The organism is Streptomyces sp. NPDC005374 (genome assembly GCF_042872225.1).
Classification (GTDB): Bacteria; Actinomycetota; Actinomycetes; order Streptomycetales; family Streptomycetaceae; genus Streptomyces.
On sequence record NZ_JBIAKA010000014.1, the window covers coordinates 174,073 to 199,455 of the forward strand.

22 protein-coding genes are annotated in these 25,383 nt (G+C 70.6%); 15 read left to right on the top strand and 7 right to left on the bottom strand.

The window, feature by feature from the left end; all coding sequences use genetic code 11:
- Positions 1-66: 66 nt before the first annotated feature.
- Positions 67-948 (top strand): phosphatase PAP2 family protein, encoded by an 882-nt coding sequence (locus ACFYRX_RS32300; RefSeq protein ID WP_389107337.1) that lies wholly within the window; start codon positions 67-69, stop codon positions 946-948.
- A 10-nt stretch (positions 949-958) separates the two neighbouring features.
- Here the strand turns inward: ACFYRX_RS32300 and ACFYRX_RS32305 are convergent, their stop codons facing one another.
- The gene (locus tag ACFYRX_RS32305) at positions 959-1,852 is read right to left on the bottom strand and encodes a LysR family transcriptional regulator (RefSeq protein WP_389107339.1); all 894 of its coding nucleotides are present in this window, start codon (positions 1,850-1,852) and stop codon (positions 959-961) included.
- Positions 1,853-1,922: 70 nt separating this feature from the next.
- Here ACFYRX_RS32305 and ACFYRX_RS32310 point away from each other — a divergent pair, with 70 nt between their 5' ends.
- Entirely contained in the window at positions 1,923-2,858 is a 936-nt protein-coding gene (locus tag ACFYRX_RS32310) for a DMT family transporter (protein WP_389107342.1), read from the top strand.
- Between the two features lie 30 nt (positions 2,859-2,888).
- Here ACFYRX_RS32310 and ACFYRX_RS32315 read toward each other — a convergent pair whose 3' ends face one another.
- Both ACFYRX_RS32315 and ACFYRX_RS32320 read right to left on the bottom strand, forming a co-directional pair.
- Entirely contained in the window at positions 2,889-5,876 is a 2,988-nt protein-coding gene (locus ACFYRX_RS32315; protein WP_389107345.1) for a bifunctional [glutamine synthetase] adenylyltransferase/[glutamine synthetase]-adenylyl-L-tyrosine phosphorylase, read from the bottom strand.
- A 114-nt stretch (positions 5,877-5,990) separates the two neighbouring features.
- Entirely contained in the window at positions 5,991-6,917 is a 927-nt protein-coding gene (locus tag ACFYRX_RS32320) for a hypothetical protein (protein ID WP_389107347.1), read from the bottom strand.
- A 163-nt stretch (positions 6,918-7,080) separates the two neighbouring features.
- Here ACFYRX_RS32320 and ACFYRX_RS32325 point away from each other — a divergent pair, with 163 nt between their 5' ends.
- Genes ACFYRX_RS32325 through ACFYRX_RS32335 form a run of 3 tightly spaced genes read left to right on the top strand, consistent with a single transcriptional unit; the run spans position 7,081 to position 8,850 of the window.
- A complete protein-coding gene (locus tag ACFYRX_RS32325; protein ID WP_389107350.1) occupies positions 7,081-7,866 on the top strand; it encodes a LuxR C-terminal-related transcriptional regulator in 786 nt (261 codons plus the stop codon).
- A complete protein-coding gene (locus tag ACFYRX_RS32330; RefSeq protein ID WP_389107353.1) occupies positions 7,866-8,375 on the top strand; it encodes a pyridoxamine 5'-phosphate oxidase family protein in 510 nt (169 codons plus the stop codon). The genes ACFYRX_RS32325 and ACFYRX_RS32330 overlap by 1 nt, the downstream gene beginning before the upstream one ends.
- A gap of 40 nt (positions 8,376-8,415) precedes the next feature.
- Complete coding sequence (locus ACFYRX_RS32335) at positions 8,416-8,850, top strand: VOC family protein (protein ID WP_389107356.1); 435 nt, start codon at positions 8,416-8,418, stop codon at positions 8,848-8,850.
- A 51-nt stretch (positions 8,851-8,901) separates the two neighbouring features.
- Here ACFYRX_RS32335 and glnA read toward each other — a convergent pair whose 3' ends face one another.
- Entirely contained in the window at positions 8,902-10,263 is a 1,362-nt protein-coding gene (gene glnA / locus ACFYRX_RS32340) for a type I glutamate--ammonia ligase (RefSeq protein ID WP_389107357.1), read from the bottom strand.
- A 340-nt stretch (positions 10,264-10,603) separates the two neighbouring features.
- Here glnA and ACFYRX_RS32345 point away from each other — a divergent pair, with 340 nt between their 5' ends.
- The 3 genes from ACFYRX_RS32345 (at position 10,604) to ACFYRX_RS32355 (ending at position 13,998) form a co-directional block, all read left to right on the top strand.
- Positions 10,604-11,266 (top strand): DUF3105 domain-containing protein, encoded by a 663-nt coding sequence (locus tag ACFYRX_RS32345; RefSeq protein WP_389107358.1) that lies wholly within the window; start codon positions 10,604-10,606, stop codon positions 11,264-11,266.
- Positions 11,267-11,277: 11 nt separating this feature from the next.
- Positions 11,278-11,880 (top strand): DUF305 domain-containing protein, encoded by a 603-nt coding sequence (locus ACFYRX_RS32350; RefSeq protein WP_389107361.1) that lies wholly within the window; start codon positions 11,278-11,280, stop codon positions 11,878-11,880.
- A gap of 171 nt (positions 11,881-12,051) precedes the next feature.
- Entirely contained in the window at positions 12,052-13,998 is a 1,947-nt protein-coding gene (locus ACFYRX_RS32355; RefSeq protein WP_389107362.1) for a protease pro-enzyme activation domain-containing protein, read from the top strand.
- 75 nt (positions 13,999-14,073) lie between these two features.
- Here ACFYRX_RS32355 and ACFYRX_RS32360 read toward each other — a convergent pair whose 3' ends face one another.
- Positions 14,074-14,484, bottom strand: coding sequence for a hypothetical protein (locus tag ACFYRX_RS32360; RefSeq protein ID WP_389107364.1), 411 nt, complete (start codon positions 14,482-14,484; stop codon positions 14,074-14,076).
- A 136-nt stretch (positions 14,485-14,620) separates the two neighbouring features.
- On the opposite strand from ACFYRX_RS32360, the gene ACFYRX_RS32365 reads away from it, so the two are divergent.
- Positions 14,621-16,657, top strand: a complete 2,037-nt coding sequence (locus tag ACFYRX_RS32365) for an NAD(+) synthase (RefSeq protein WP_389107367.1) — start codon at positions 14,621-14,623, stop codon at positions 16,655-16,657.
- Here ACFYRX_RS32365 and ACFYRX_RS32370 read toward each other — a convergent pair.
- Positions 16,654-17,229, bottom strand: a complete 576-nt coding sequence (locus tag ACFYRX_RS32370; protein WP_389107370.1) for a VOC family protein — start codon at positions 17,227-17,229, stop codon at positions 16,654-16,656. The two genes, ACFYRX_RS32365 and ACFYRX_RS32370, sit on opposite strands and share 4 nt — an antisense overlap.
- A gap of 160 nt (positions 17,230-17,389) precedes the next feature.
- On the bottom strand, positions 17,390-18,256 hold the full coding sequence (gene panB, locus ACFYRX_RS32375) for a 3-methyl-2-oxobutanoate hydroxymethyltransferase (protein WP_389107373.1): 867 nt from the start codon (positions 18,254-18,256) through the stop codon (positions 17,390-17,392).
- Positions 18,257-18,438: 182 nt separating this feature from the next.
- Between panB and ACFYRX_RS32380 the strand changes: the two genes are divergently transcribed.
- From ACFYRX_RS32380 to ACFYRX_RS32405, 6 genes are all read left to right on the top strand, one after another.
- The gene (locus ACFYRX_RS32380) at positions 18,439-20,025 is read left to right on the top strand and encodes an MFS transporter (protein ID WP_389107375.1); all 1,587 of its coding nucleotides are present in this window, start codon (positions 18,439-18,441) and stop codon (positions 20,023-20,025) included.
- Between the two features lie 197 nt (positions 20,026-20,222).
- Entirely contained in the window at positions 20,223-20,777 is a 555-nt protein-coding gene (locus ACFYRX_RS32385) for a TetR/AcrR family transcriptional regulator (protein WP_389107377.1), read from the top strand.
- Positions 20,778-21,027: 250 nt separating this feature from the next.
- Positions 21,028-22,077, top strand: coding sequence for an endonuclease/exonuclease/phosphatase family protein (locus ACFYRX_RS32390; protein WP_389107379.1), 1,050 nt, complete (start codon positions 21,028-21,030; stop codon positions 22,075-22,077).
- Positions 22,078-22,180: 103 nt separating this feature from the next.
- On the top strand, positions 22,181-23,401 hold the full coding sequence (locus ACFYRX_RS32395; protein WP_389107382.1) for an MFS transporter: 1,221 nt from the start codon (positions 22,181-22,183) through the stop codon (positions 23,399-23,401).
- Positions 23,402-23,530: 129 nt separating this feature from the next.
- Positions 23,531-24,556, top strand: a complete 1,026-nt coding sequence (locus ACFYRX_RS32400) for an ATP-binding cassette domain-containing protein (RefSeq protein WP_389107384.1) — start codon at positions 23,531-23,533, stop codon at positions 24,554-24,556.
- Positions 24,553-25,374: an ABC transporter permease gene (locus ACFYRX_RS32405; protein WP_389107388.1), complete on the top strand. Its 822-nt coding sequence runs from the start codon at positions 24,553-24,555 to the stop codon at positions 25,372-25,374. Before ACFYRX_RS32400 ends, ACFYRX_RS32405 begins: the two co-directional genes overlap by 4 nt.
- Positions 25,375-25,383 lie beyond the last annotated feature (9 nt).

A 25,383-nucleotide genomic window follows, 5' to 3' on the forward strand; every position in this document is an offset into this window, starting at 1 on the left:
CATGCGACCCGAACCCGACCGGAGGATGATCTGTCGGGTAGGGCATTTCTGGCAGACTTTGCGTCTATGGGTGATTCGACCGTGACCAGTCTGGAAGACCGTGCGGAGGCGGCTGTTCCCGGCTCTGTCACGGCCCCGCACAGACCGGGTCCGCTGCGCCGGCTGCGCTCTCCGAGCCGGCCGCGCCTCTGGTTCGAGATCCTGTTGATCGCGGTGAGTTACTGGACGTACTCGCTGATCCGCAACGCGGTTCCGGAGCAGAGGGCGCAGGCCCTGCGCAACGCCGACTGGATCTGGCGGATGGAGCACCATCTGGGCATCGCGGTCGAGGAGTCCGTCAACCACACGGTGAACTCGGTGACTTGGCTCGTCGTCGGGATGAACTACTACTACGCGACGCTGCACTTCATCGTGACGCTGAGCGTCCTGGTGTGGCTCTTCCGCAGCCACCCCGGCCGTTACGCGGCGGCCCGTCTGGTGCTCTTCGCGACGACGGGCGTGGCCCTCGTCGGCTACTACCTGTATCCGCTGGCGCCCCCGCGGCTGATGAACGGCGGCCACTTCGTCGACACCGTCACGGTTCACCAGACCTGGGGCTCGATGGCCTCCGGCGACCTCAAGCACATGTCCAACCAGTACGCCGCGATGCCGTCCATGCACATCGGCTGGTCCCTGTGGTGCGGGCTGACGATCTTCGCGCTGGCGTCGGTTCCGTGGGTGCGTGTCCTGGGCCTGCTCTACCCGGCGACGACCCTCCTGGTGATCGTCTCCACCGCCAACCACTTCTGGCTCGACGCGGTGGGCGGCGTCCTGTGCCTGATGTTCGGCTTCACGGTGGCGAGGCTCTGGTACGGGGCACTGCCGTACGCGCTGCCGAGGGCGGTACCGGACAGGGGCACCCTGCTGTCCGCCAGAGCCCTTGCGGTGACCCGGAAGGGGAGCCGGTGAACCACTCCGGTCACGGCGCCGGCCGGCCCCCGGCCGCCTCCCGCAGCGCCGCGACGAACGCCTCCAGAGCCGGTTGCGGCAACGCCGTCTCCCGTACGGCCGCGTGGATCGCGCGGGTCGGTTCCGGGCCCCGCAGCGGGCGTACGACGACGTCGGGATGCCGTCCGCCCAGGCCCAGCCGCGGGATCATCGTGACCCCGAGTCCCGCCGCCACGAAGCCCTGGGCCGTGGCGTAGTCCTCGCTGTCGACGACGAATCGCGGCTGGAAGCCCGCCGCCGCACAGGCGGTGAGCTGGGCCTCGAGACAGGGGCCGGGCCACTCGCTGCCGACCCAGGGTTCGTCGGCCAGGTCGGTCAGACGCAGGGTGCGGCGGGTCGCGAGCGGGTGCCCCTTCGGCAGTACGGCCAGATACGGGTCGTCCAGCAGATGCAGCAGGCTCACGCCCTCGTGGTCCCCCGCTCCGACGACCAGCGCCAGGTCCGTCCGCCCCTCCCTCACGTCCGGCATCGGGTCGAGGCCGGCCAGCCTCAACTCGACCTGCACGCCCGGTTGTTCGACCCTGAGTCGCGCCACGGCCGGAGCCACCAGACGGGCCCCGGCCGTGGCGAAGTAACGCACCGAGAGCCGGCCCGTGCGGCCCGCGAGCAGGTCGCCGAGCGCGGTCTCCGCCTCCGCGACCTGGCGGGTGATCGCGTCCGCGTACTCCGTGAGCACCAGTCCCGCGGCCGTGGGCCGCACTCCGCGACCGACGCGTTCGAGGAGCTCGGTACCGGCCTCCTTCTCCAGCGCGGCCACCTGCTGACTGATCGCGGAGGGCGTGTAGCCGAGGCGGGCCGCCGCCCCGGTGACGGAACCGCTGCTCACCACGGCCGCCAGCATCTGCATCCGTCGCACATCAAGCATTACTCCACCTTAACGGTACCTGCAATATCTTTCACTTGTCCTTACGCATTCGGTCGGGGACGGTGGAGTCATGTCCCCCGCCTCCACAGTCCGCATGGCCGTCCTCGCGCTCCTCTGGGGCTCGGGTTTCCTCTGGATCAAGCTCGCCCTCGACCACGGCCTCTCCCCCGCCCAGATCACGATCGCGCGGTGCGCCCTGGGCACGGCGACCCTGCTCGTCCTCGCCCACGGCGCGGGCCAGCGGCTGCCCCGCTCCCGCGCGACCTGGGGTCGGCTGACCGTGGCCGCGCTGTTCTGCAACGCCATCCCCTTCGCCCTGTTCGCGGTGGGCGAGCAGACCGTGGACTCCGGCCTCGCGGGCGTCCTGAACGCGACGACCCCGCTGTGGTCACTGCTGATCGGCGTGCTGCTCGGCACCGACCGCGCGCTGCGTCCCCCGCGGCTGGCCGGCCTGCTCCTCGGCTTCGCCGGCACCGTGCTGATCTTCGCCCCCTGGCACCGGTCGGGTCTGCTGACCTGGGGCGCGCTCGCGCTGCTGGCGGCCGCCGCGAGCTATGCCGTGGCCTTCGCGTACATGGCCCGCAAACTCACCTCCGGGCAGGCGCCGTTGGCCTACTCCGCGGCCCAACTCCTCATGGCGACGGCGTGGACCACCCTGTCCCTGCCGGCCGCGGGCCCCGTGGACGCCGACCTCACCGCGCTGGCGGCGGTGACGGCCCTGGGCATCCTGGGCACCGGTGTGACCTTCTACCTCAACTACCGCCTGATAGCGGACGAGGGCCCCGTCATGGCCGCGACGGTCGGCTATCTGCTCCCGGTGGTGTCGGTGGCGTTGGGAGCGGTGGTCCTGGACGAACGGGTGGGGCTGAGGGTGCTGGCAGGCATGGCCGTCGTGCTGACGGGGGTCGCGCTGACCCAGCTGGGAGCGCGGAACCGAAGCGACGTACGGCTCCGCGGCGGGGCGGGGGCCGGGGCGGCCGCGACGGCGCCGCAGCCGAGGACCTGAGCCGCCACGCCCCTTCCGCCCCTACGCCCCCTACGCCCCGTAGAACAACTCATCCACGACGCCCCGGGCCCGACGGGCCGTGCGCCTGTAGTCGTCCAGCATGTCCCCCACATGCCCCGGCCCGTACCCCAGGTACCGCCCCACCGCGGCCAGTTCGCGCACCCCGGACGGAAACGTGTCCCCGGCCCTCCCCCGCACCAGCATCACGGCGTTGCGCACCCGGGTGGCCAACACCCAGGCCTCGTCGAGAATCGCGGCATCCTCCGCCGAGATGAACCCGGCACCCTCCGCGGCGGCGAGCGCGGCCCGCGTCCGGGTGGTACGCAGTCCCGCCTCACCGCAGCCGTGCCGCATCTGAAGCAGCTGGACCGTCCACTCGACGTCGGACAGGCCGCCCGGCCCGAGCTTGGTGTGCAGCTTGGGGTCGGCGCCGCGCGGCATCCGCTCGGACTCCATCCGTGCCTTGAGCCGCCGGATCTCGCGTACGGCGTCGTCGCCGAGCCCCGCCTCCGGGTACCGCAGCGGATCGACCAGCTCGATGAAGCGGCGGCCCAACTCTTCGTCCCCCGCGACCGGTTCGGCCCGCAGCAGCGCCTGCGACTCCCAGCTCAGCGACCAGCGGCGGTAGTAGGCCGCGTACGAGGTCAACGTCCGTACCAACGGCCCGGACTTGCCCTCCGGGCGCAGGTCGGCGTCGATGAGCAGCGGTGGGTCGGCGCTCGGGATCTGAAGCAGGCGGCGCATCTCGGAGACCACCTTGTTGGCGGCCTGGGAGGCCTCCCGCTCGTCGACGCCGTCGCGGGGCTCGTGGACGAACAGGACGTCCGCGTCGGAGCCGTAGCCGAGTTCGTGACCGCCGAAGCGGCCCATGCCGATCACGGCGAACCGGGTCGGCAGGGTGTCGCCCCAGCCTTCCCGGACGACCGCGCGCAGGGTGCCGGCGAGGGTCGCGGCGGTCAGGTCGGACACGGCGGCGCCGACGCGGTCCACCAGGGCGCCCTGGTCCGGTTCGGCGGGCTGGGTCTCGGTGCCGTAGGAGCCGACGATGTCCGCGGCGGCCGTACGGAAGAGTTCGCGGCGGCGGACCCCGCGGGCCGCCGTGACCGCCTGGACGGCTCCGCCGGCGCGGCCGACCGCGGCGAGGATCTCCTGTTCGAGACCGGCCCGTCCGCGCGGGTCGAGGCCGCCGCCGTCGCCGTCCCCGAGGAGTGCCACCGCTTCCGGGGCGCGCATCAGCAGGTCGGGCGCGAGGCGTCCGGCGGACAGCACCCGGGCGAGGTTCTCGGCGGCGGCACCCTCGTCCCGGAGCAGCCGCAGGTACCAGGGGGTCTTGCCCAACGCGTCCGAGACCTTGCGGAAGTTGAGCAGTCCGGCGTCCGGGTCGGCGGAGTCGGCGAACCAACCCAGCAGCACCGGAAGGAGAGTTCGCTGGATCGCGGCCTTACGGGTGACACCGGAGGCGAGTGCCTCCAGGTGACGCAGGGCGGACGCCGGGTCGGCGTACCCGAGCGCGACCAGCCGTTCGCGGGCCGCCACGGGGCTCAACCGTGCCTCGCCGGGCCCGAGTTGGGCCACGGCGTCCAGCAGCGGCCGGTAGAACAGCTTCTCGTGCAGCCGTCGCACGACGGAGGCGTGCCGCTTCCACTCGCGGGTCAGCTCGGTCACCGGGTCGGCGCGCAGACCGAGCGAGCGGCCGAGGCGCCGCAGGTCCGTTTCGTCCTCGGGGACGAGGTGGGTGCGGCGCAGCCGGTAGAGCTGGATGCGGTGCTCCATGGAGCGCAGGAAGCGGTAGGCGTCGTCGAGCTGGGCGGCGTCGGCGCGGCCAACGTAACCGCCGGCGGCGAGCGCCTGGAGCGCGTCGAGGGTGGTGCCGCTGCGCAGCGAGCCGTCCTCACGGCCGTGCACCAACTGGAGGAGCTGTACGGCGAACTCGACGTCCCGCAGGCCGCCGGGACCGAGCTTCAGCTGCCGGTCCACTTCGCCCACGGGGATGGTCTCGACGACCCGGCGCCGCATCTTCTGCACGTCGGTGACGAAGTTCTCGCGCTCGGCGGCCTTCCAGACGAGGGGTTCGAGAGCCGCGACGTACTGCTCGCCCAGCTCGATGTCACCGGCGACCGGGCGGGCCTTGAGGAGTGCCTGGAACTCCCAGGTCTTGGCCCAGCGCTGGTAGTAGGCGAGATGGCTGGCGAGGGTCCGCACGAGGGGGCCGTTGCGCCCCTCGGGGCGCAGATTGGCGTCGACGGGCCAGATCGACCCCTCGACGGTGGTCTCGGAGCACACCCGCATCATGTGCGAGGCGAGCTTGGTGGCGGCCCGCAGGGCCTTGCCCTCGTCGGCCCCGTCGACGGCCTCCCCCACGAAGATCACATCGACGTCGGAGACGTAGTTCAGCTCGTGCCCACCGCACTTGCCCATCGCGATCACCGCGAGCCGGCACAGGGCCGCGTCGTCAGGGGCGGCGGCCCGCGCCATGGCGAGCGCGGAGCGCAGGGTCGCGGTGGCGAGGTCGGCGAGTTCGGCGGCCGTCTCGGCGAGGTCGGTGGTGCCGCACACGTCCCGGGCGGCGATGGACAGCAGGCAGCGCCGGTAGGCGACGCGCAGGGCGACGGGGTCGGTGGCCTCGGCCAGCCCGCGTTCGAACTCCTCGACGCCGGGGTGGAGGTCGCGGGGCTCGTAGGTGACGAGCGCGTGCCAGTCGCTGGGGTGCCGGGCGAGATGCTCGGCCAGCGCGGCGGACGCCCCGAGCACCCCGAGCAGCCGGTCCCGCAACGGCTTCGCCGCTATCACCGTGTCAAGCAGTTCCCGGTCGGGCTGCGCCTCCAGGAGCCGTACGAGACCGAGCAGCGCGAGGTCGGGATCGGCGGTCGCGCCGAGCGCCTCCAGCAGCACCGGGTCGTTGCGCAGGGCGCTCAGTTCCGCGCTCTCCAACAGCCGCTCGGAGGCCGACGGGTCGGTGAAACCGTGCCGCAGCAGCCGCGTGAAGGTACTGCTCCTGCGCCCCGGCGCCGCCGTCATCCCGGGCCTCCCGTCCGATCAAGGTCGTGTCGATCGAGCCTAACCGGAGAGCTGGGGATGAGCGCCTGGGCGCGGGTGGATGGTTTCCCTTCTGGCGGGGCTCGTGGGTGCGGCTCAGCGGATCACCACGACCGTCGTCGGCCGGGACGGGTCCGTGAGGACGCTGTCGCCCGGTCGGCGGCCCTGGGCCGGGTCGCCCCGGCCGGGGTCCTCGGTGGGTGGCAGTTCGGCCACCGGCGCCATATGGCCGGCGACCGGGATCTCGATCCGCCGGACAGTGCCGCGGGGCGCACCTCCGGGCACGGAGGCGTACTGGACGTCGAGACACCGCTCGCGCAGCCGTGCGAGTACGTCGGGGACGGCGGCGCCCGTCGCGACCTCGGGGAGGACGACGTACCGGTTCACCGCGGGGTCGAGGCCCGCGCACGCGTGGTCGTCCGGCGGCGGGGTGACCTGTCCGGGGCGACTCCCGCGCGGCCCGGACAGGGTGAGGTGGGTGCGCGCGGCGGGGCCGGCCTTCGTGGCGTCGACGCGGATGGTGTCGCGGCGCAGCCACTGCACGGGGTGACCGTCGAGCTCGGCCAGCGCCCAGTCGCCGGTGTCGACGAGGTACGCGCTCTCGATCGCCACGTCGTCCGGCGGCGGCAGCAACCGCACCACGTCACGTGCGGCACGCTCCTGCTTGGGCCAGTGGCGCAGCACCACCAGCAGCTTTCCCGAGGGCCGGTCGAAGGGGTGGGCGCGGCCCCCGGTCACCGGGCGGTCCCCGGCGGGGGTGACCGCCGTACGGGAGGCGCCGGTGACCTGGATGTCACCGCGGGGGCTCGCCGAGAACCGTACGGACGAGAACGTGCCGTCGGCGGCCTGTGCGTCGGCGGCGGTCGGAGCGGACGACGTGTCGCAGCCGGTGGCCAGCAGGGTGAGGGCCAGGGGGACGGTGCACGCGAGCAGGGCCGCGGGCCGGTGCGGACGCTTCGGGCGGGGTGGACGGGGTGGACGGGGTGGACGTGGTGGACGTGGTGGACGTGGATGTGAACGCATGGGCTGTCTCCGTGTCTGCGGGTGACCGGGCCGGTCGCCCGCAGACGAGCGTGCTCGCTCCGACGGCCGTGGCCCATTCGTCATTTGGCGAATCCCACGGCGACGCGCACGGGCGGGGCGTAGCGTCGAGACCAGGCACCAACACCGGCCCGGGGAGGCCGAGATGACCCCGCCCCACACCACCGCCGAGGCCCATCTGCGCAGCATGGCGGACGTACTGGAGCAGGCCCGGCAGGGTCTCGCGGGCGGCGGTGTGCCCCCGGAGTGTCTGCTGCAGGGGCTGCTGCGACTCATCCCGTGCGACACGGCGAGCTTCTGCGAAATGGACATCCCGACGAGGCGGATTCTCCACGTGCAGGAGCTCGACGACGAGAGCGGAGCGGTCGAGGACGTCACGCCGCCGGTGGGCGACGCGGCCGTGGAGGAGGAGATGGCCGGGTACTGGCGCTGGCGCCACCAGCACACCCAGTGCGCCCGGGTCTGCCGACCGCACGACGTCCCCGAGGCGACGCAGATGGCGGACTTCCGCTCGGTCCGCGAACTGCGGAACCTGCCCATCTACACGGAGTTCCTGACCCCACACCCGACCATCGCGGCCGTCGCCCTGCCCACCGCGCCCAACCGCACCCGGGTCTTCCAGTTCTTCCGCGAGGACGGCAGGGCCTTCACCGAGCACGAGATGACCACCCTGCGCATGATGGCCCCGCACCTGTACGACCTCTACAAGGACGCCGCCCGTCACCACAGGCGCCCCGTCCGCCTCACCCACCGCGAACTCGACGTCCTGCGCTGCGTGGCCCTCGGCATGAGCACCCCGCAGATCGCGGAACAGCTCGTCGTCTCCCCCAGCACCGTTCGCAAGCATCTGGAGAACGCCTTCGGCAGACTGGGAGTGTCGAGCCGGACCGCCGCGGTGGCCCGGGTGTTCCCCGAGCCGGAGGCTCTGTGATGACCGAGAAGGAACCCGAGACCCACCTCGACCCGCGCTACAGCGACCCCGATGCGACGGCACACTCCTGGGCGGACGCCGAGTCGCTGCTGGCCGCCGCCGAACTGTTCTGGATCTCGACGGTACGACCGGACGGGCGCCCGCACGTCACGCCGCTGCCCGGGGTGTGGGCCCATGGCGCGCTGCACTTCTGCACCGGTCCCGAGGAACGCAAGGCGAAGAACCTCGCGCACAACCCGCACGTCACGCTGACGACCGGCACCAACATCTGGGACAAGGGCTACGACCTGGTGGTGGAGGGCGAGGCGGTGCGGGTGTCCGACGACACGCGTCTGCGGGAGCTGGCCGCCGCGTGGGAGGCGAAGTACGGGGACTTCTGGCGCTTCGAGGTGCGGGAGGGGTATTTCCACCACGGCCCGGGACACGCGGTCGTCTACGCGGTGGCGCCGCGGACCGTTTTCGGTTTCGGTAAGGGACAGCCGTTCAGCCAGACGCGGTGGCGCTTCTGAGAACGGCCCTCTGTACTGACGTCGACAAGGGAGTCACGCCATGGACATGAGCCTCGAAGTGATCCTGCTGCCGGTCACGGACGTGGACCGGGCCAAGGAGTTCTACCGCGACAAGGTCGGCTTCCACGTGGACCTGGACGGCGAGGTGATGGAGGGCGTCCGGATCTGTCAGCTGACCCCGCCCGGATCGGGCTGTTCGATCGCCCTGGTGGACGGTCTCCAGGTCCCGACGGGAGCCCCCCAGCCCGGCACGTACCACGGCATGCAACTCTGCGTCACGGACGCCAAGGCGGCCTACGAGGAACTGACCTCCCGCGGCCTGGACGTGAGCGAACCGGTCCAGTTCGCCCCGCAGGACGGCGCCACCTTCATGTACTTCAAGGACCCGGACGGCAACGGCTGGGCGATCCAGGAGTACAAGCGCAGGGAGACCGAGCCGCTGCACCAGGTACTGGCACAGCAGGCGGCGGAGTAGACGCCGAAGGGGGCGCGGTTTCACTCTCCGCGCCCCCTTCGGCAGGAACCCCTACAGCACCGGCAGGTTCTTCCGCAGCTCGAAGGCCGTGACCTCGCTGCGGTACTCCTCCCACTCCTGGCGCTTGTTGCGCAGGAAGAAGTCGAAGACGTGCTCGCCCAGGGTCTCGGCGACCAGGTCGCTGCGTTCCATGAGGGTCAGGGCCTCGCCCAGGTTCTGGGGCAGGGGCTCGATGCCCATCGCGCGGCGCTCGGCGTCGGAGAGGGCCCAGACGTCGTCCTCGGCGCCCGGAGGGAGCTCGTAGCCCTCCTCGACGCCCTTGAGGCCGGCGGCCAGGAGCATGGCGTACGCCAGGTACGGGTTGGCACCGGAGTCGATGGAGCGGACCTCGATGCGGGCCGAGCCGGTCTTGCCGGGCTTGTACATCGGGACGCGGACCAGGGCGGAGCGGTTGTTGTGGCCCCAGCAGATGTAGGAGGGGGCCTCGCCGCCGGCGCCGGCGGTGCGCTCGGAGCCGCCCCAGATGCGCTTGTAGGAGTTGACCCACTGGTTGGTGACCGCGGAGATCTCCGCGGCGTGCTTCAGCAGGCCCGCGATGAAGGAGCGGCCGACCTTGGAGAGCTGGTACTCCGAGCCGGACTCGTAGAACGCGTTGCGGTCGCCCTCGAAGAGGGAGAGGTGGGTGTGCATGCCCGAGCCGGGGTGCTCCGAGAACGGCTTCGGCATGAACGTCGCCTGGACGCCCTGCTCCAGCGCCACCTGCTTCATGACCAGGCGGAACGTCATGATGTTGTCCGCGGTGGAGAGCGCGTCCGCGTAGCGGAGGTCGATCTCCTGCTGGCCCGGGGCGCCCTCGTGGTGGGAGAACTCGACCGAGATGCCCATCGACTCAAGCATGGTGATCGCCTGGCGGCGGAAGTCCATGCCGATGTTCTGCGGGGTGTGGTCGAAGTAGCCGGAGTTGTCGGCCGGGGTGGGGCGCGAGCCGTCCAGGGGCCGGTCCTTCAGGAGGAAGAACTCGATCTCCGGGTGGGTGTAGAAGGTGAACCCGAGGTCGGAGGTGCGGGCCAGGGCCCGCTTGAGGACGTACCTCGGGTCCGCGAAGGACGGGGAGCCGTCCGGCATGAGGATGTCGCAGAACATCCGGGCCGTGCCGGGGGCCTCGGCGCGCCAGGGCAGAACCTGGAAGGTCGAGGGGTCCGGCTTGGCGATCATGTCGGACTCGTATACGCGAGCGAATCCCTCGATCGCGGAGCCGTCGAATCCGATGCCCTCGTCGAAGGCCTGCTCAAGCTCGGCCGGGGCCACGGCGACGGACTTGAGGAAGCCCAGCACGTCCGTGAACCACAGGCGTACGAACCGGATGTCGCGCTCCTCCAACGTCCGGAGCACGAACTCCTGCTGCTTGTCCATCTTGCGCTTCCCCATCCTTGCTGGTCAGGCCGCCTGTCTCCGTGTCCCGCAGGAGGCGGTCGGGCACCTGAGCATCACACCACAACACCATTTCATGCGCGTTGCCGACCTTGATCGTCCGGGCGACCCAGGAGTGAACGCCTCACGTCCGGCTGATGTACTGCTCCGCCGCCCATCTTGCCTGCTCGGACTGACATACGTAATGCCCGGCCCTCCCCGTCTCACCGCGCGTTGCGGGTTTCCTGTGGGCTCCCTGCGAACCGCCGCCCCCGCCCCACTACGATCAGCGGACCGATCGTCACCATCCGTCCAGCCCCTTTCCCCCAGAAGGACACACCTCATGGGTTCCGCCAAGAAGAGCACCAGCGCGGCACGCAAGGCGCGCATAGAGGAGATGCGGCGCGCCGAGCAGTCCCGGGAGCGTCGCAACCGGATCCTCGTCGTCGCCGCCAGTGTGGTGGTCGTGGCCGGTCTGGTCGCCGGCGCCGTCGTGCTGGTGCAGTCGCAGTCCGACGACGCGGACACGGCGGCCGACTCCAAGGGGGCGGGGCACTTCGTCACGGGCTCGGACGGGGTGAAGACCTGGAAGGGCACGCTGGGCCGCACCCACGTCGCCAAGACCGTGAAGTACCCGATGGAGCCCCCGGTCGGCGGTGACCACAACCAGGTGTGGATGAACTGCAACGGCGACGTCTACGCCAAGGCGCTCAACAACATGAACGCCGTGCACTCCCTGGAGCACGGGGCCGTCTGGGTGACGTACACGAGCAAGGCCCCGAAGGCCGACGTCGAGGCGCTGGCGGCGAAGGTGAAGAAGACGCCGTACACGCTGATGAGCCCGGACGACAACCAGAAGGACCCGATCATGCTGTCGGCCTGGGGGCACCAGCGGACGGTGACGGGGGCGAAGGACCCGAACGTCGACAAGTTCTTCGAGAAGTTCGTGCAGGGCGAGCAGACGCCCGAGCCGGGCGCGGCGTGCACGAGCGGTCTGTCGCAGTGAGGTCCGCGGGGGTGGCCGTGGCCGTGGCGGGCGTGCTGGTCGCGGCCGGCGCGATCACCTATGCGGTGGCCGAGGACGGCGGCTCGGCCGACGGTCCGACCGCCGCGTCGGCGGACGCGGGCTTCGCGCGCGACATGGCCGTGCACCACCAGCAGGCCGTCGAGATGTCGTACATCGTGCGCGACCGCACCAAGGACGTCGAGGTGCGCCGTCTCGCCTACGACATCGCGCAGACGCAGGCCAACCAGCGCGGCATGCTGCTGGGCTGGCTGGATCTGTGGGGGCTGCCGAAGGTGTCGGCGGATCCGCCGATGACGTGGATGGACATGGGTGACATGCCCTCCGCCGGGGAAGGTTCGCTGATGCCGGGCATGGCGACGAACAGCGAGATGAAGAAGCTGGGCACCCTGGGCGGCAAGCAGGCGGAGATCTTCTATCTGCAGTTGATGACGGAGCATCACAAGGGCGGCATCCACATGGCGAAGGGCTGTGTCGAGAAGTGCACGGTCAAGGTGGAGAAGCGGCTCGCGCAGGGGATGGTCGACGCGCAGCAGTCGGAGATCGACCTGATGGCGGGGATGCTGAAGGAGCGGGGGGCGAAAGCGCCTTCATAGAGGGTCGCAGAGGGTTAACCCTCGGTATTCGCGGCGTTTTAATCCTCAAATGGCTTTGCCATTAGGTTAATTGGTCTTGTCTTGACACTGGCATTCCCCTGGCATGAACGGTTCATCGAAAGAGTGGCGACCCTCGAGTGATCACTCGCGACGAACCGCACAGGGGGTTCCATGAGATCCAATCGCGCCACGGTGCGCGCCGGAGTGAGCCTGGCAGCGACACTGCCGATGCTCGCGGGCGCGCTGGCGCTGGGCATACCCGCGGCCCACGCCGCGGACAGCCCGAACCGCGACACGCTGGCCGGGACGAAGCCCGCATGGGCCACGGCCAAGGCCGACAAGGGCGCCACCTCGGACAGCGCCCACGTCTCCGCCCGGGTCTACCTCGCAGGCAAGGACGCCGCCGGCCTCGCCGCCTACGCGAAGGCCGTGGCCGACCCGGCCTCGGCGTCGTACGGCAAGTACCTGACCGCCGCGCAGACCCAGGCCCGCTTCGGCGCGACCAAGGCTCAGGTCGCCGCGGTGAAGTCCTGGCTGACGTCGGCGGGCCTGAAGGTCACCGGCGTGACGGCGCACTACGTCGCCGTCAGCGGTGACGTGGCCTCCGTCGAGAAGGCCTTCGGGACCCAGCTGCACAACTACACCAAGGGCTCCAAGACCTACCGCGCCCCGGTGAAGACCGCCTCCGCCCCGGCCGCCCTCGCCGGCGCCGTCCTGACGGTGACCGGCCTGGACAACGCGCCGCACAAGGCGAGCTCCAAGGACCAGCTGCCCGGTCCGGGTGCCGTGTTCAAGAACTCCGGGCCGTTCTCCTCGTACTACGGCTCGAACATCGCGAGCACGCTGCCCAGTGCGTACGGCGCGAAGATCCCGTACGCGATCCAGGGCTACACGGGCAAGCAGCTGCGTGCCGCGTACGGTGCCGGCAAGTACACGGGCAAGGGGGTGCGGGTCGCCATCACCGACGCGTTCGCCTCCCCGACCATCGCCTTCGACGCGGCCACCTACGCGAAGAAGAACGGTGACGCGGCGTACAAGACCGGCCAGCTGCGCCAGGTCCTGCCCGACACCTACACGAACACCGGCGCCGACGAGTGCGACGCGTCCGGCTGGTACGGCGAGGAGACCCTCGACGTCGAGGCCGTGCACGCGGTCGCGCCGGACGCGAACATCACGTACGTGGGCGCCGCGTCCTGCATGGACGACGACCTGCTCGACTCGCTCGGCAAGATCGTCGACAAGCACCTGGCCGACATCGTCTCCAACTCCTGGGGCGACATCGAGGCCAACCAGACGCCGGACCTCGCGGCCGCCTACGACCAGGTGTTCCAGCTGGGCGCGGTCGAGGGCATCGGCTTCTACTTCTCCTCCGGCGACAACGGCGACGAGGTCGCCAACACCGGTACGAAGCAGGTCGACACCCCGGCCAACTCGGCGTGGGTGACGGCGGTCGGCGGTACCTCGCTCGCCGTCGGCAAGGGCGACAAGTACCAGTGGGAGACCGGCTGGGGCACCGAGAAGGCCACGCTGTCCACGGACGGCAAGAGCTGGACGAACTTCCCGGGCGCCTTCACCTCGGGTGCGGGCGGCGGCACCAGCAAGACGGTCGCCGAGCCCTTCTACCAGAAGGGTGTCGTCCCGAACGCGCTCGCCACGGCCAACAACGCCGCCGGCAACCGCGTGGTTCCGGACATCTCCGCGGTCGCCGACCCGAACACCGGTTTCCTGGTCGGTCAGACCCAGGCGTTCCCGGACGGGTCGGAGCAGTACAGCCAGTACCGGATCGGCGGCACCTCGCTGGCCTCGCCGGTGATCGCGGCCGTGCAGGCGCTGGCCCAGGAGGCGCGCGGCGGCAGGGCAATCGGCTTCGCCAACCCGTCGATCTACGCCAAGTACGGGTCGAAGGCGTTCCACGACGTCACCGACAACCCCACGGGGTCCGGTCTCGCCGAGGCTCGCATCGACTTCGTGAACGGCTACGACGCGACCGACGGCCTGGCCACCTCGGTCCGTTCCCTCGGCAAGGACAGCTCGCTGTCCGCGGTCAAGGGCTACGACGACGTGACGGGCGTGGGCACGCCTGCCTCGGACTACGTCTCGTCGTACCGCAAGCACTGAGCCGGCATCACGCGCGGGGGCCCGTCCCCGGAGGTTCCAGCCTCCGGGGACGGGCCCCTGATGTGTGCCGGTGTCTTACCGTTCCGCCACGCGGTCGCCCTCCCCGCCCCGGCCGGCCATGACGTGGATCACGAGGCCGGCGACCAGCAGCAGGGCCCCGGCGACGAGGAAGGGCACCGGGGTGTACTCCTCGGTGCAGGTCTGCCCGCCGGACACCGTCCGGCACACGTCTCCCGGGCCGCCCCGGTTCAGGTAGGCGAGGTAGAAGAGCGGCAGGGCCACCCCTGAGACGGCTCCCGCCACGGCGCGGCGGGGCCCTTTGCGGAGCAGGAACACCGCGGCCGCCGCGGCGAGTGCGAGGAGGGCCGCCCCCACGGTCAGGATCGCGGCCAGACCGATGCCGCCGCACGCCCCCACGAGGGCCCAGCCCAGGAACCAGCCCCACCGTGCGCCACGGGCCGTTCGGCCCGCATCATCATGATTCATGCCTTTATTCAAGACAAGTTCATGACAATACGGCAATGGGTGTCGGCGGATCCTTACCCGACCTTCAAGCACTGATGGCCCCGGTAACCGTCCGGCCCCGTGCACATCGTGTCGCTCTGACGATTACACTGATCGTGTGCCTGCCTTGAACTTCTGGTCGATCTATCAGCACGGGTTCGCACGCGTCGCCGCGTGTACGGGTCACACCGTCATCGCGGACCCGCCCGCCAACGCCGAAGCGGTACTGCGCCACGCGCGCCGGTGCGGCGAGGAGGGGGTCGCGGTCGCCGTCTTCCCGGAGATGGGACTGTGCGGCTACTCCATCGAGGACCTGCTGCTCCAGGACGCGTTGCTCGACGAGGTCGAGCAGGCCCTCGCGGAGGTGGTGGCGGGATCGGCCGAGCTGTTGCCCGTGCTGGTCGTCGGCGCCCCGCTGCGCCACCGCAACCGGGTCTACAACTGCGCGGTGATCGTGCACCGCGGGCGGGTTCTCGGTGTCGTGCCGAAGTCGTACCCGCCCAACTACCGCGAGTTCTACGAACGTCGGCAGATCGGCGACGGCGCCGACGAGCGCGGCGGGTCGATCCGCGTGGGCGGCTCGGACGTGCCCTTCGGCGTGGACCTGCTGTTCGAAGCCGCCGACGTCCCCGGTCTCGTGCTGCACGCGGAGATCTGCGAGGACATGTGGGTGCCGGTGCCGCCCAGCGCGGAGGCGGCCCTCGCCGGTGCCACCGTCCTGGTCAACCTCTCCGGCAGCCCGATCACCGTGGGGCGGGCCGAGGACCGCAAGCTGCTGTGCCGCTCGGCGTCCTCGCGCTGTCTCGCCGCGTACGTCTACGCGGCGGCCGGTCTCGGCGAGTCGACCACCGACCTGTCCTGGGACGGGCAGGCCATGGTCTACGAGAACGGCGTGCTGCTGGCCGAGACGGAACGGTTCCCGCTCGGTGACGAGTACGCGGTGGCCGACGTGGACCTGGACCTGCTGCGGCAGGAGCGGATGCGGATGGGCACGTTCGACGACAACCGGCGCACCCACCAGGCGCGCACCGGGGACTTCCGGACGGTGTCGTTCGAGCTCGACCCGCCGTCGGGCGACCTGGGCCTCAAGCGCCGTCTGGAGCGCTACCCGTTCGTGCCGGCCGACGCCGAGCGGCTCGCCCAGGACTGCTACGAGGCCTACAACATCCAGGTCGCCGGGCTGCAGCAGCGGCTCGCGGCGATCGGGGGCCCGAAGGTGGTCATCGGGGTGTCCGGCGGCCTCGACTCCACGCACGCGCTGATCGTCGCCGCCCGGGCGATGGACCGCGCGGGCCGACCCCGCAGCGACATCCTGGCCTGGACGCTGCCCGGCTTCGCCACCAGCGACCACACCAAGGGCAACGCCCACAAGCTGATGGCCGCGCTCGGCGTCACCGCGGCCGAGCTGGACATCACACCGACCGCACGACTGATGCTGAAGGAGATGGACCACCCGTTCGCCGCCGGCGAGCCCGTGTACGACGTCACCTTCGAGAACGTCCAGGCCGGGCTGCGCACCGACTACCTGTTCCGGCTCGCCAACCAGCGCGGCGGCATCGTCCTCGGCACCGGTGACCTCTCCGAGCTGGCGCTCGGCTGGTCCACGTACGGCGTGGGCGACCAGATGAGCCACTACAACGTCAACTCGGGCGTGCCGAAGACGTTCATCCAGCATCTGATCCGCTGGGTCGTCGGCAGCGGACAGTTCGAGGAGGAGACCGGTGACATCCTCACCGCGATCCTCGACACCGAGATCAGCCCGGAGCTCGTACCGGGCGAGGAGATGCAGTCCACCGAGTCCAAGATCGGGCCGTACGCGCTGCACGACTTCACGCTCTTCCACGTACTGCGGTACGGCTTCCGGCCGTCGAAGATCGCCTTCCTGGCCTGGCACGCCTGGCACGACGTCGAGGCCGGTGCCTGGCCTCCGGGCTTCCCCGAGGCCAAGCGCGGCGCGTACGACCTGCCGGAGATCCGGCGGTGGCTGGAGGTGTTCTGCAAGCGCTTCTTCGCGTTCGCGCAGTTCAAGCGCTCGGCCATGCCGAACGGACCGAAGGTCTCGGCGGGCGGGTCGCTCTCACCGCGCGGTGACTGGCGTGCGCCGTCGGACAGCTCTGCGAGGGCTTGGTTGCGGGATCTGGAGCGTTTCGACTAGGCCGGTGGGCGCGCATCCCTGGGGGCTGCGCCCCCGGACGGGCTGGTCGGGGCGACCGGTGCGCTGCTGCGGCCCTTCTGCCGTCCCGTCATCTCCGCGTCGAACGTCTCCTGGGCGACCCGCATCGCGTCCGCGTAGACCGGCATCCGCAGGCGCCTCCACATCTCCTCCTCTGGGACGTCCTCGACGTGGGCGACCACCCACCAGATGTTGCCGAAGGGGTCCCTGATCCGGCCGCCGCGCTGTCCGAAGGCGCTGTCCGACAGGGACGTGACGGTCCGGGCGCCGGCCGCGAGGGCCCGGGCGAACGTGTCGTCCGCGTTCTCGACGAACACCCGCAGCAGGCTCGGCATCACCGGCCAGTCGGCGCCCCGGTCGAAGGCGAGGACGACCGTGTCGCCGATCCGGATCTCGCCGTGCCCGATCGCCCCGGACTCGGTGGCCACCCTGCCGAGCTCCTCGCCCCCGAACACCTCGGTGACGAAGTCGAGGAAGGCTCCCGTGTCGTCGGTGACGACCCAGGGGGCGACAGAGGTGTAGCCCGCCGGTGCGGCGCTGGTCTGCTCGGACATGTCGGCCTCTTCCCATGCATGGTTGTCGAGGACGACGCTAGGCGCCCAATAGGCCGGTTCCCGTCCTAAATGGAGGGCGCCCCGCCGACGGGGGAAGATCGGCGGGGCGCGTGGTGCCACTGTGGCTCTGACGGGCCGTCGGCCCAAGGGCCTGTCGGCCCTAGTGGACGGAGTGCTCCTCCAGCGGGAACGTCCCGCCGACGACGTCCTCCGCGAAGGCCTTCACCGCGCCGGTCATGACCTCGCGCAGGTTGGCGTACTGCTTGACGAACTTCGGGACCCGGCCCTCGGTGAGGCCGAGCATGTCGGTCCAGACGAGGACCTGCGCGTCGGTCTCCGGACCGGCGCCGATCCCGACCGTCGGGATGTGCAGGACCCGGGTGACCTCGGCGGCGAGTTCCGCCGGGACAAGCTCCAGGACCACGGCGAACGCGCCCGCGTCCTGGACGGCCTTGGCGTCGCGCAGCAACTGCTGGGCCGCCTCCTCGCCGCGGCCCTGGACGCGGTAGCCCATGGAGTTGACGGACTGGGGGGTCAGGCCGATGTGGGCCATGACCGGGATGCCGGACTCGACCAGCAGCCGGATCTGTTCGTGCGAGCGCTCGCCGCCCTCCAGCTTCACGGCGCCGACGCCCGCCTCCTTGACCAGCCGGGTCGCCGAGCGCAGCGCCTGCACCGGGCCCTCCTGGTAGGAGCCGAAGGGCAGGTCGCCGACGATCAGGGCGCGCGAGGTGCCCCGTACGACGGCCGCCGACAGCATGGTCATCTGGTCCATCGTGACGGGCACGGTGGTCTCGTAGCCGAGATGGCAGTTGCCCGCCGAGTCGCCGACGAGCATGACCGGGATGCCGGCCTCGTCGAAGACGGACGCGGTCATCGCGTCGTAGGCGGTGAGCATGGGCCACTTCTCGCCGTGTTCCTTGGCGAGGGCGATGTCCCGGACGGTGATACGGCGAGTGCCCTTCCCCCCGTACAGCGCCTTGCTGCCGTCGGAGGGCTTGCTGTGGACAGCCGAAAGCTGCGTCATTGCAACGGCTCCTTACGTCATCTCGAGGCACCCTCACGGCGTCCCCGGATCACCTCCATGGTGGCACCTCGTGCCAGGGAGGGCCAGGGGTGGTCGGTGTGACCGTTCAGGCACGTAAGGTCTCGGCAAAGGATTTACGATACGAGACGGTGCCGTATCGTAATGGGGCTACGCTCGCCCCTATGACTACCGCAGTCCCTGATTCCCGCATACCGGAAGCGGTGCACCGGCGCCGCTGGGCGATCCTCGGCGTGCTGATGCTGAGCCTGTTGATCGTGGTGCTCGACAACTCGATCCTGAACGTCGCCATCAAGACGATCTCGACCCCCGCGCCGACGGGCCTCGGCGCCACCCAGAGCGAGCTGGAGTGGGCGATCAACGCCTACACCCTGGTCTTCGCCGGTCTCCTGTTCACCGCGGGACTGCTCGGCGACCGGCTCGGCCGCAAGAAGGTCCTGCTCGGCGGGCTGGTCGTGTTCGGCGTCGGCTCCGCCCTCGCGGCCTCCTCGGGTTCCCCGGGCGAGCTGATCACCTTCCGCGCGCTGATGGGTCTCGGTGCCGCCTTCGTGATGCCCGCCACCCTCGCCGTCCTCATGAACGTCTTCGAGCGCGACGAGCAGCCCAAGGCCATCGGCATCTGGGCGGGCGGTGTCGGACTCGCCATCGCCATCGGACCGATCACCGGCGGTGTGCTCCTCGACCACTTCTGGTGGGGCTCCGTCTTCCTCATCAACGTGCCGATCGTGGTGCTCGCCCTCGGCCTGATGCTGTGGCTGGTGCCCGACTCCCGCGACCCCAACCCCGGCCGTATCGACCCCGTCGGCGTCGTGCTGTCGGTCATCGGCCTGGTCCTGCTCGTCTACGGCATCATCAAGGGCGGCCAGCTCGCCGACTTCACGGACGCGACCGTCCTGGCCACCATCGGTGCCGGTCTCGCCGTACTCGTCGCCTTCGTGGTGTTCGAGAAGCGCAGCGACCACCCGTCGATCGACGTCACGTACTTCAAGAACAAGGTCTTCTCCGCCGCGATCAGCGCCATCGGCCTCGTCTTCTTCGCGCTGATGGGCGTGACCTTCTTCTCGGTCTTCTACACCCAGAGCGTGCGGGGCTACTCGCCGCTGCAGACCGGACTGCTGATGCTGCCGCTGGCCGTGGCACAGCTGGTCTTCGCACCGCGGGCCCGGCTGGTCGTCGACCGCTTCGGGAACCGGGCCACGACCACGGGCGGCATGCTGCTGATCGCCGCGATGCTGATGGCGTTCGCCACGCTGGAGGCGGACACGCCGATCTGGCTCCTCGAGGTGATCTTCTTCCTGATGGGCACCGGCATGGCGCACATCATGACGCCGACCAGCGTCGTCATCATGCAGGCCCTGCCGCGCGAGAAGGCCGGTTCCGCGTCCGCGCTCAGCAACACCTTCCGCCAGGTCGGCGGCGCGCTCGGCATCGCCGTGCTCGGCTCGGTGCTCTCCACGGCCTACCGCAACGGCATCGAGGACAAGCTCGGGGTGGTTCCGGCAGGCGTACGGCACACCGCGGGCGAGTCCATCGAGGCCACCCTCGGCGTCGCCGAGAAGCTCGGCCCGCGGGGCGACGCCCTGGTCGGTTCGGCCAACGACGCCTTCCTGCACGCGATGCACGTCACCGCGCTGTGCGGAGCGGGCGTGGCTCTGGTCGGCGCCCTGGTCGTGGCGCTGTTCCTGCCCGGCCGGCCGGCGGAGCCTCAGAAGGGTTCGGACGAGCAGGAGTTGGTGACCGTCACGGAGTGAGGCGGACCCGGGGGCGGGGGGCGCGGGCGCGCGGGGCGTCGGCGGGATCATTCGCGGGGGAGAATCACCTCAGCCCAGAGAAGTGAGAGGACGGGAGTGACGTGAGCAGCCTCGCCGGTGTTCCGCCGAGTTCCGACGTGCCGGCCGGGCCGGTCGGGGCGCCCGGGTCGGTCAGAGGCCGGCCCCGGAGTGAGGCCGTGGAGCGGGCCATCCTCGAGGGAGTGGTGACGCTCCTGGAGGACGGCATGCCGCTGTCGGAGCTGTCCATCGAGCGGATCGCCCGTACCGCCGGCGTCGGCAAGGCCGCCATCTACCGCCGGTGGAGCGGCAAGGAGGAGCTCTTCGTCGACGTCGTGCGCGCGGCCGAACCGCCGGACGTCGAACTCCCCGGCACGTCCATGCGCGACGACCTCGTGGCCCTTCTCGAACAGCTGCGCCGGCGCGGGCTGTTGAGGCGCTCCTCCGCCCTCCTGCACAACGTCCACGCCCAGATGAAGAGCAGCCCGAAGGTCTGGTCCGCGTACCACGCGATCGTCGTCGCGCCCCGGCGCCGGCTCCAGATCGAGATCCTGCGGCGCGGTCAGGAGAACGGCGAGCTGCGCACGGACGTGGACGTCGAGCTGATGAACGACATGTTCGTCGGCCCCATGCTGTTCCGCACGATCATGCAGCCCGACGCCGACCTGCCGGAGGGCCTCTCGGAGCAGATCGTCGACACCGTGCTGGAAGGGCTACGCCCCGTCAGTTCCTAGCCCCAGGGCCGGTTCCTGCTCCCGGTGTCGCCTCCCGGCCCCGGCGGCCCGAGTGTGCGCGTTTCGTCACAGAGGGCGCTTTCCCTTCGGGAACCCGGAACCCGGGAAGCCGACTTGTACGTCATCGCCCCCGTTCGGTCGTCATGGGACGACGAGATGAAAGCCGATCATCCCCTAGGGTCGTACGGGGTGCCCGACACCCCACGGCAACGGGGTGAACGGAATGCACGGCAGGTAGTGAGGCGACGGTATGGCGCAGCAGGCATACGTGACGGAGACGGCGGACGGCGGCTCGGGACCCGAGCGCCAAAGAGACCGGTTCCGGCGCCTGCTCGGCCGTACGGTCTCCGGCTGGCGAGGTGACCGGCGGATCTGGCGCCGTGGGCTGGTCCTGGCCGGACTCGCGGTGATCGTGGCGCTGGTGATGCTGCTGCACGCGCAGATCCCGAACGCGGTCGGCAACCTCGGCAGCCTCACCGAGACCTTCCTGCCCTGGCTGGGCGTGTTCGTCCCGGTGCTGCTGGTGCTCGGCCTCGTCAGGAAGTCCGCCACCGCGCTGATCGCGGTGCTGCTTCCGGCGGTCGTGTGGCTGAACCTCTTCGGCGGGCTGCTCTCCGACAAGTCCGCCACCGGCGGCGATCTCACGGTGGCCACGCACAACGTCAACGCCGACAACCCCGACCCGGCCGGTACCGCCCGGGACGTCGCCGCCTCCGGCGCGGACGTGGTGGCCCTGGAGGAGCTGACCGCGACGGCCGTACCGGTGTACGAGAAGGCGCTGGCGGCGACGTACAAGTACCGCGCGGTCGAGGGCACCGTCGGGCTGTGGAGCAAGTACCCGGTGACCGGTGTGAAGGCCGTCGACATCAAGCTGGGATGGACCCGGGCGATGCGTGCCACGGTGACCGCGCCGGACGGACGGATCGCGGTGTACGTCGCCCATATGCCGTCCGTACGGGTGAAGTTGGCGGCCGGGTTCACCGCCCGCCAGCGCGACAAGAGCGCCAACGCGCTCGGTGAGGCCATCGCGGACGAGAAGCTTCCCCGGAAGATCCTGCTGGGCGATCTCAACGGCACGATGAACGACCGCGCGCTCAACGCCGTCACCTCGCAGATGCGCTCCACCCAGGGCGCGGCGGGCAGCGGCTTCGGGTTCAGCTGGCCGGCGTCGTTCCCGATGGCGCGGATCGACCAGATCATGGTGCAGGGCGTGGAGCCGGTGAGCTCGTGGACGCTGCCGCGGACGGGGAGCGACCATCTGCCGGTGGCCGCGCGTGTGAACATCGCCACGTCCTCATAACCTGCCGGGACCCCGTTGGAATAGTGGGCCGGGGAGGCTTTGTTCCGTACTTGAACATAAACTGTACGGAACTCCGCTCTCCCCTGAAAGGCTCGGCTCTTCTATGCCCTTGGCCCTGCTCGCACTGGCCGTCGGCGCTTTTGGTCTCGGCACCACCGAATTCGTGATGATGGGCCTGCTGCCCGACGTCGCCGACGACCTGGACATCTCGATCCCCACCGCAGGCCACCTGGTCTCCGCGTACGCGCTGGGCGTGGTGATCGGCGCCCCGCTGCTCGCCGCGGTCACCGCCCGCATGTCCCGCCGTACGGTCCTCATCGGTCTGATGGGACTGTTCGTGGCCGGCAACGCGGCCTCCGCCTTCGCCCCCGGCGAAGGATGGCTGCTGGCCGCGCGGTTCGTCAGCGGACTGCCGCACGGCGCCTTCTTCGGTGTCGGCGCGGTCGTCGCCACCGGCATGGTGGCGCCGGAACGCAAGGCCCGCTCGGTGTCCCTGATGTTCCTCGGCCTGACCCTCGCCAACATCGCGGGCGTGCCCGTCGCCACCCTCATGGGGCAGCACCTGGGCTGGCGGGCGACCTTCCTCGGCGTCAGCGCGATCGGCCTGGCGGCGATAGCGTCGCTGGCCCTGCTGATCCCGCACGACCACGCCCACGCGCCCCGGGTGGGCCTGCGCGGCGAGATGGCCGCCCTGAAGTCCGTGCCGGTCTGGCTGGCGCTCGGCACGACGGTCGCCGGCTTCGGCGCGCTGTTCTCCGCGTACAGCTACATCACGCCGATGCTCACGGACTCCGCCGGATACGCCGACTCCCGCGTGACGCTGCTCCTCGCCCTGTTCGGCGTGGGCGCGACGGCGGGCAACCTGCTCGGCGGACGGCTGGCCGACCACTCGCTGCGGGGCACCCTGTTCGGCGGTCTGACCTCCCTGGTCGTGGTCCTCGCCCTGTTCCCGGTACTGATGTCCGCGCAGTGGAGCGCCGCGCTGGCGGTGATCCTCCTGGGCACGGCGGCCTTCGTCACCGGCTCCCCGCTCCAGCTCATGGTCATGGAGAAGGCGTCGGCGGCCCCCTCGCTGGCCTCCTCCGCCAACCAGGCCGCCTTCAACCTGGCCAACGCCGGCGGCGCCTGGATCGGCGGCCTCGCCCTGGCCGCGGGCCTCGGCGTCACGTCCCCCGCGGTCACCGGCGCGGCCCTGGCCGTCCTCGGCCTCGCGGTCGCGGGCGTCGCCACGGCTGTGGACCGCCGCCGCGGGGCCGTGTCCACCGGCCGGGAACGCGTGGTCGCGGCCCATCTGCCGGAGCACGCGCAGGCCGTGCACCACTGAGCGGTCGTACGACGAAGGGGCGCCCGGCAACCCGGGCGCCCCTTTCCGCTGTCGGCCTGTCGGCGGTCTGTAGGCACCTGTAGGCGACCTGTCGGTGGTTTGTCGGCCGGGGCTGGCACCGTCCTCGGTATGACGCGAATCGACAAGAACCCCAAGGGCGGAAACGCCGCCGTATCCGTACGGGGGCTGGTCAAGCACTACGGCGAGACCAAGGCGCTGGACGGCGTCGACCTGGACGTGCGCGAGGGCACCGTGCGGGGTGTGCTCGGGCCGAACGGTGCCGGGAAGACCACCCTCGTACGCATTCTCTCCACTCTCCTCGCCCCCGACTCCGGGGCGGCGACCGTCGCCGGCTACGACGTCGTACGGCAGCCCCGGCAGCTGCGGCGGGTGATCGGACTCACCGGGCAGTACGCCTCGGTGGACGAGAAGCTGCCCGGCTGGGAGAACCTGTACATGATCGGGCGGCTGCTCGACCTGCCCCGCAAGGAGGCCCGCACCCGGGCCGACGAGCTGCTGGAGCGGTTCTCGCTGACGGACGCCGCGAAGCGGCCCGCGAGCACCTACTCCGGCGGTATGCGGCGACGGCTCGACCTCGCCGCCTCGATGATCGGCCGGCCCCAGGTGCTCTTCCTGGACGAGCCCACCACCGGCCTCGACCCGCGCACCCGCAACGAGGTGTGGGACGAGGTCAAGCGGATGGTCGCGGACGGCGTCACCGTCCTGCTGACCACCCAGTACATGGAGGAGGCCGAGCAGCTCGCCTCCGAACTGACCGTCGTGGACCACGGCAAGGTCATCGCCGACGGCGCCATCGAGGAACTCAAGGCGAAGGTCGGAGGCCGCTCGCTGCGGGTACGGCCGCTGGATCCGCTGCAGCTGCAACCGCTCGCCGGCTGGATCGACGAGCTCGGCATCACCGGGCTCGCGACCTCCACCGTGGACACCGCGAGCGGCACTCTTGTCGTCCCGATCCTCAGCGACGAGCAGCTGACCGCCGTGGTCGGCGCCGTCACCGCGCGCGGCATCACCCTCTCCTCCATCAGCACCGAACTGCCCAGCCTGGACGAGGTGTTCCTGTCCCTCACCGGCCACCGCGCCAGTGCCCCGCAGGACACCGTCCCCACCGACACCCGCGAGGAGGTCGCCGTATGAGCGCCGCAACCGCCACCCCGGTCACCATCGACACCGACGCCCGGATCCCGCTGAGCGGTCATCTGCGTCACACCGGTGCTCTCGTCCGCCGCAACCTGCTGTGGATCAGGCAGGACCCGGAGTCGATGTTCGACGCGATCCTGATGCCGGTCGTCTTCACCCTGCTGTTCGTGTACGTCTTCGGCGGCTCGATCGGACAGGCCACGGGCGGCGGACAGGACGGATACGTCCAGTACGTCATCCCCGGCATGATCGCGATGATGAGCATGACGCTGTCCCAGGGCGTCGGCACCGGCTTCAGCCAGGACTTCAACTCCGGTGTCATGGACCGCTTCCGGTCCCTGCCGATCGGCCGCGGCTCGGTGCTGTTCGCGAAGATCTCCGTGGAACTGCTGCGGATGCTGTTCGCGACCACCGTGCTGATGATCGTCGCCGTCCTGGTCGGCTTCGACATCCACCACTGGGCCGGCCTGTTCGCGGCGGTCGGTCTGTCCGCCGTGTTCGCCTCGTCGATCATGTGGGTGTTCCTCACCCTGGGCGTGGTCCTGAAGAACGCGCAGTCCGTGCAGGCGATGGGCTTCCTGGTGCTGTTCCCGCTGCAGTTCGGCTCGTCGATCTTCGCGCCGACGAAGTCCATGCCGGGCTGGCTCCAGCACTTCACCGACTACAACCCGCTGTCCACCCTCGCGGACGCGGCCCGCGGGCTGATGGTGGGCGGCCCGGTCGCGCACGATCTGTGGGTGACCCTCGGCTGGTCGGCCGCCATCACCGCGGTCGCGGCACCGTACGCGATCCACAAGTTCCGTACGAAGAACTGACCTTCGGGT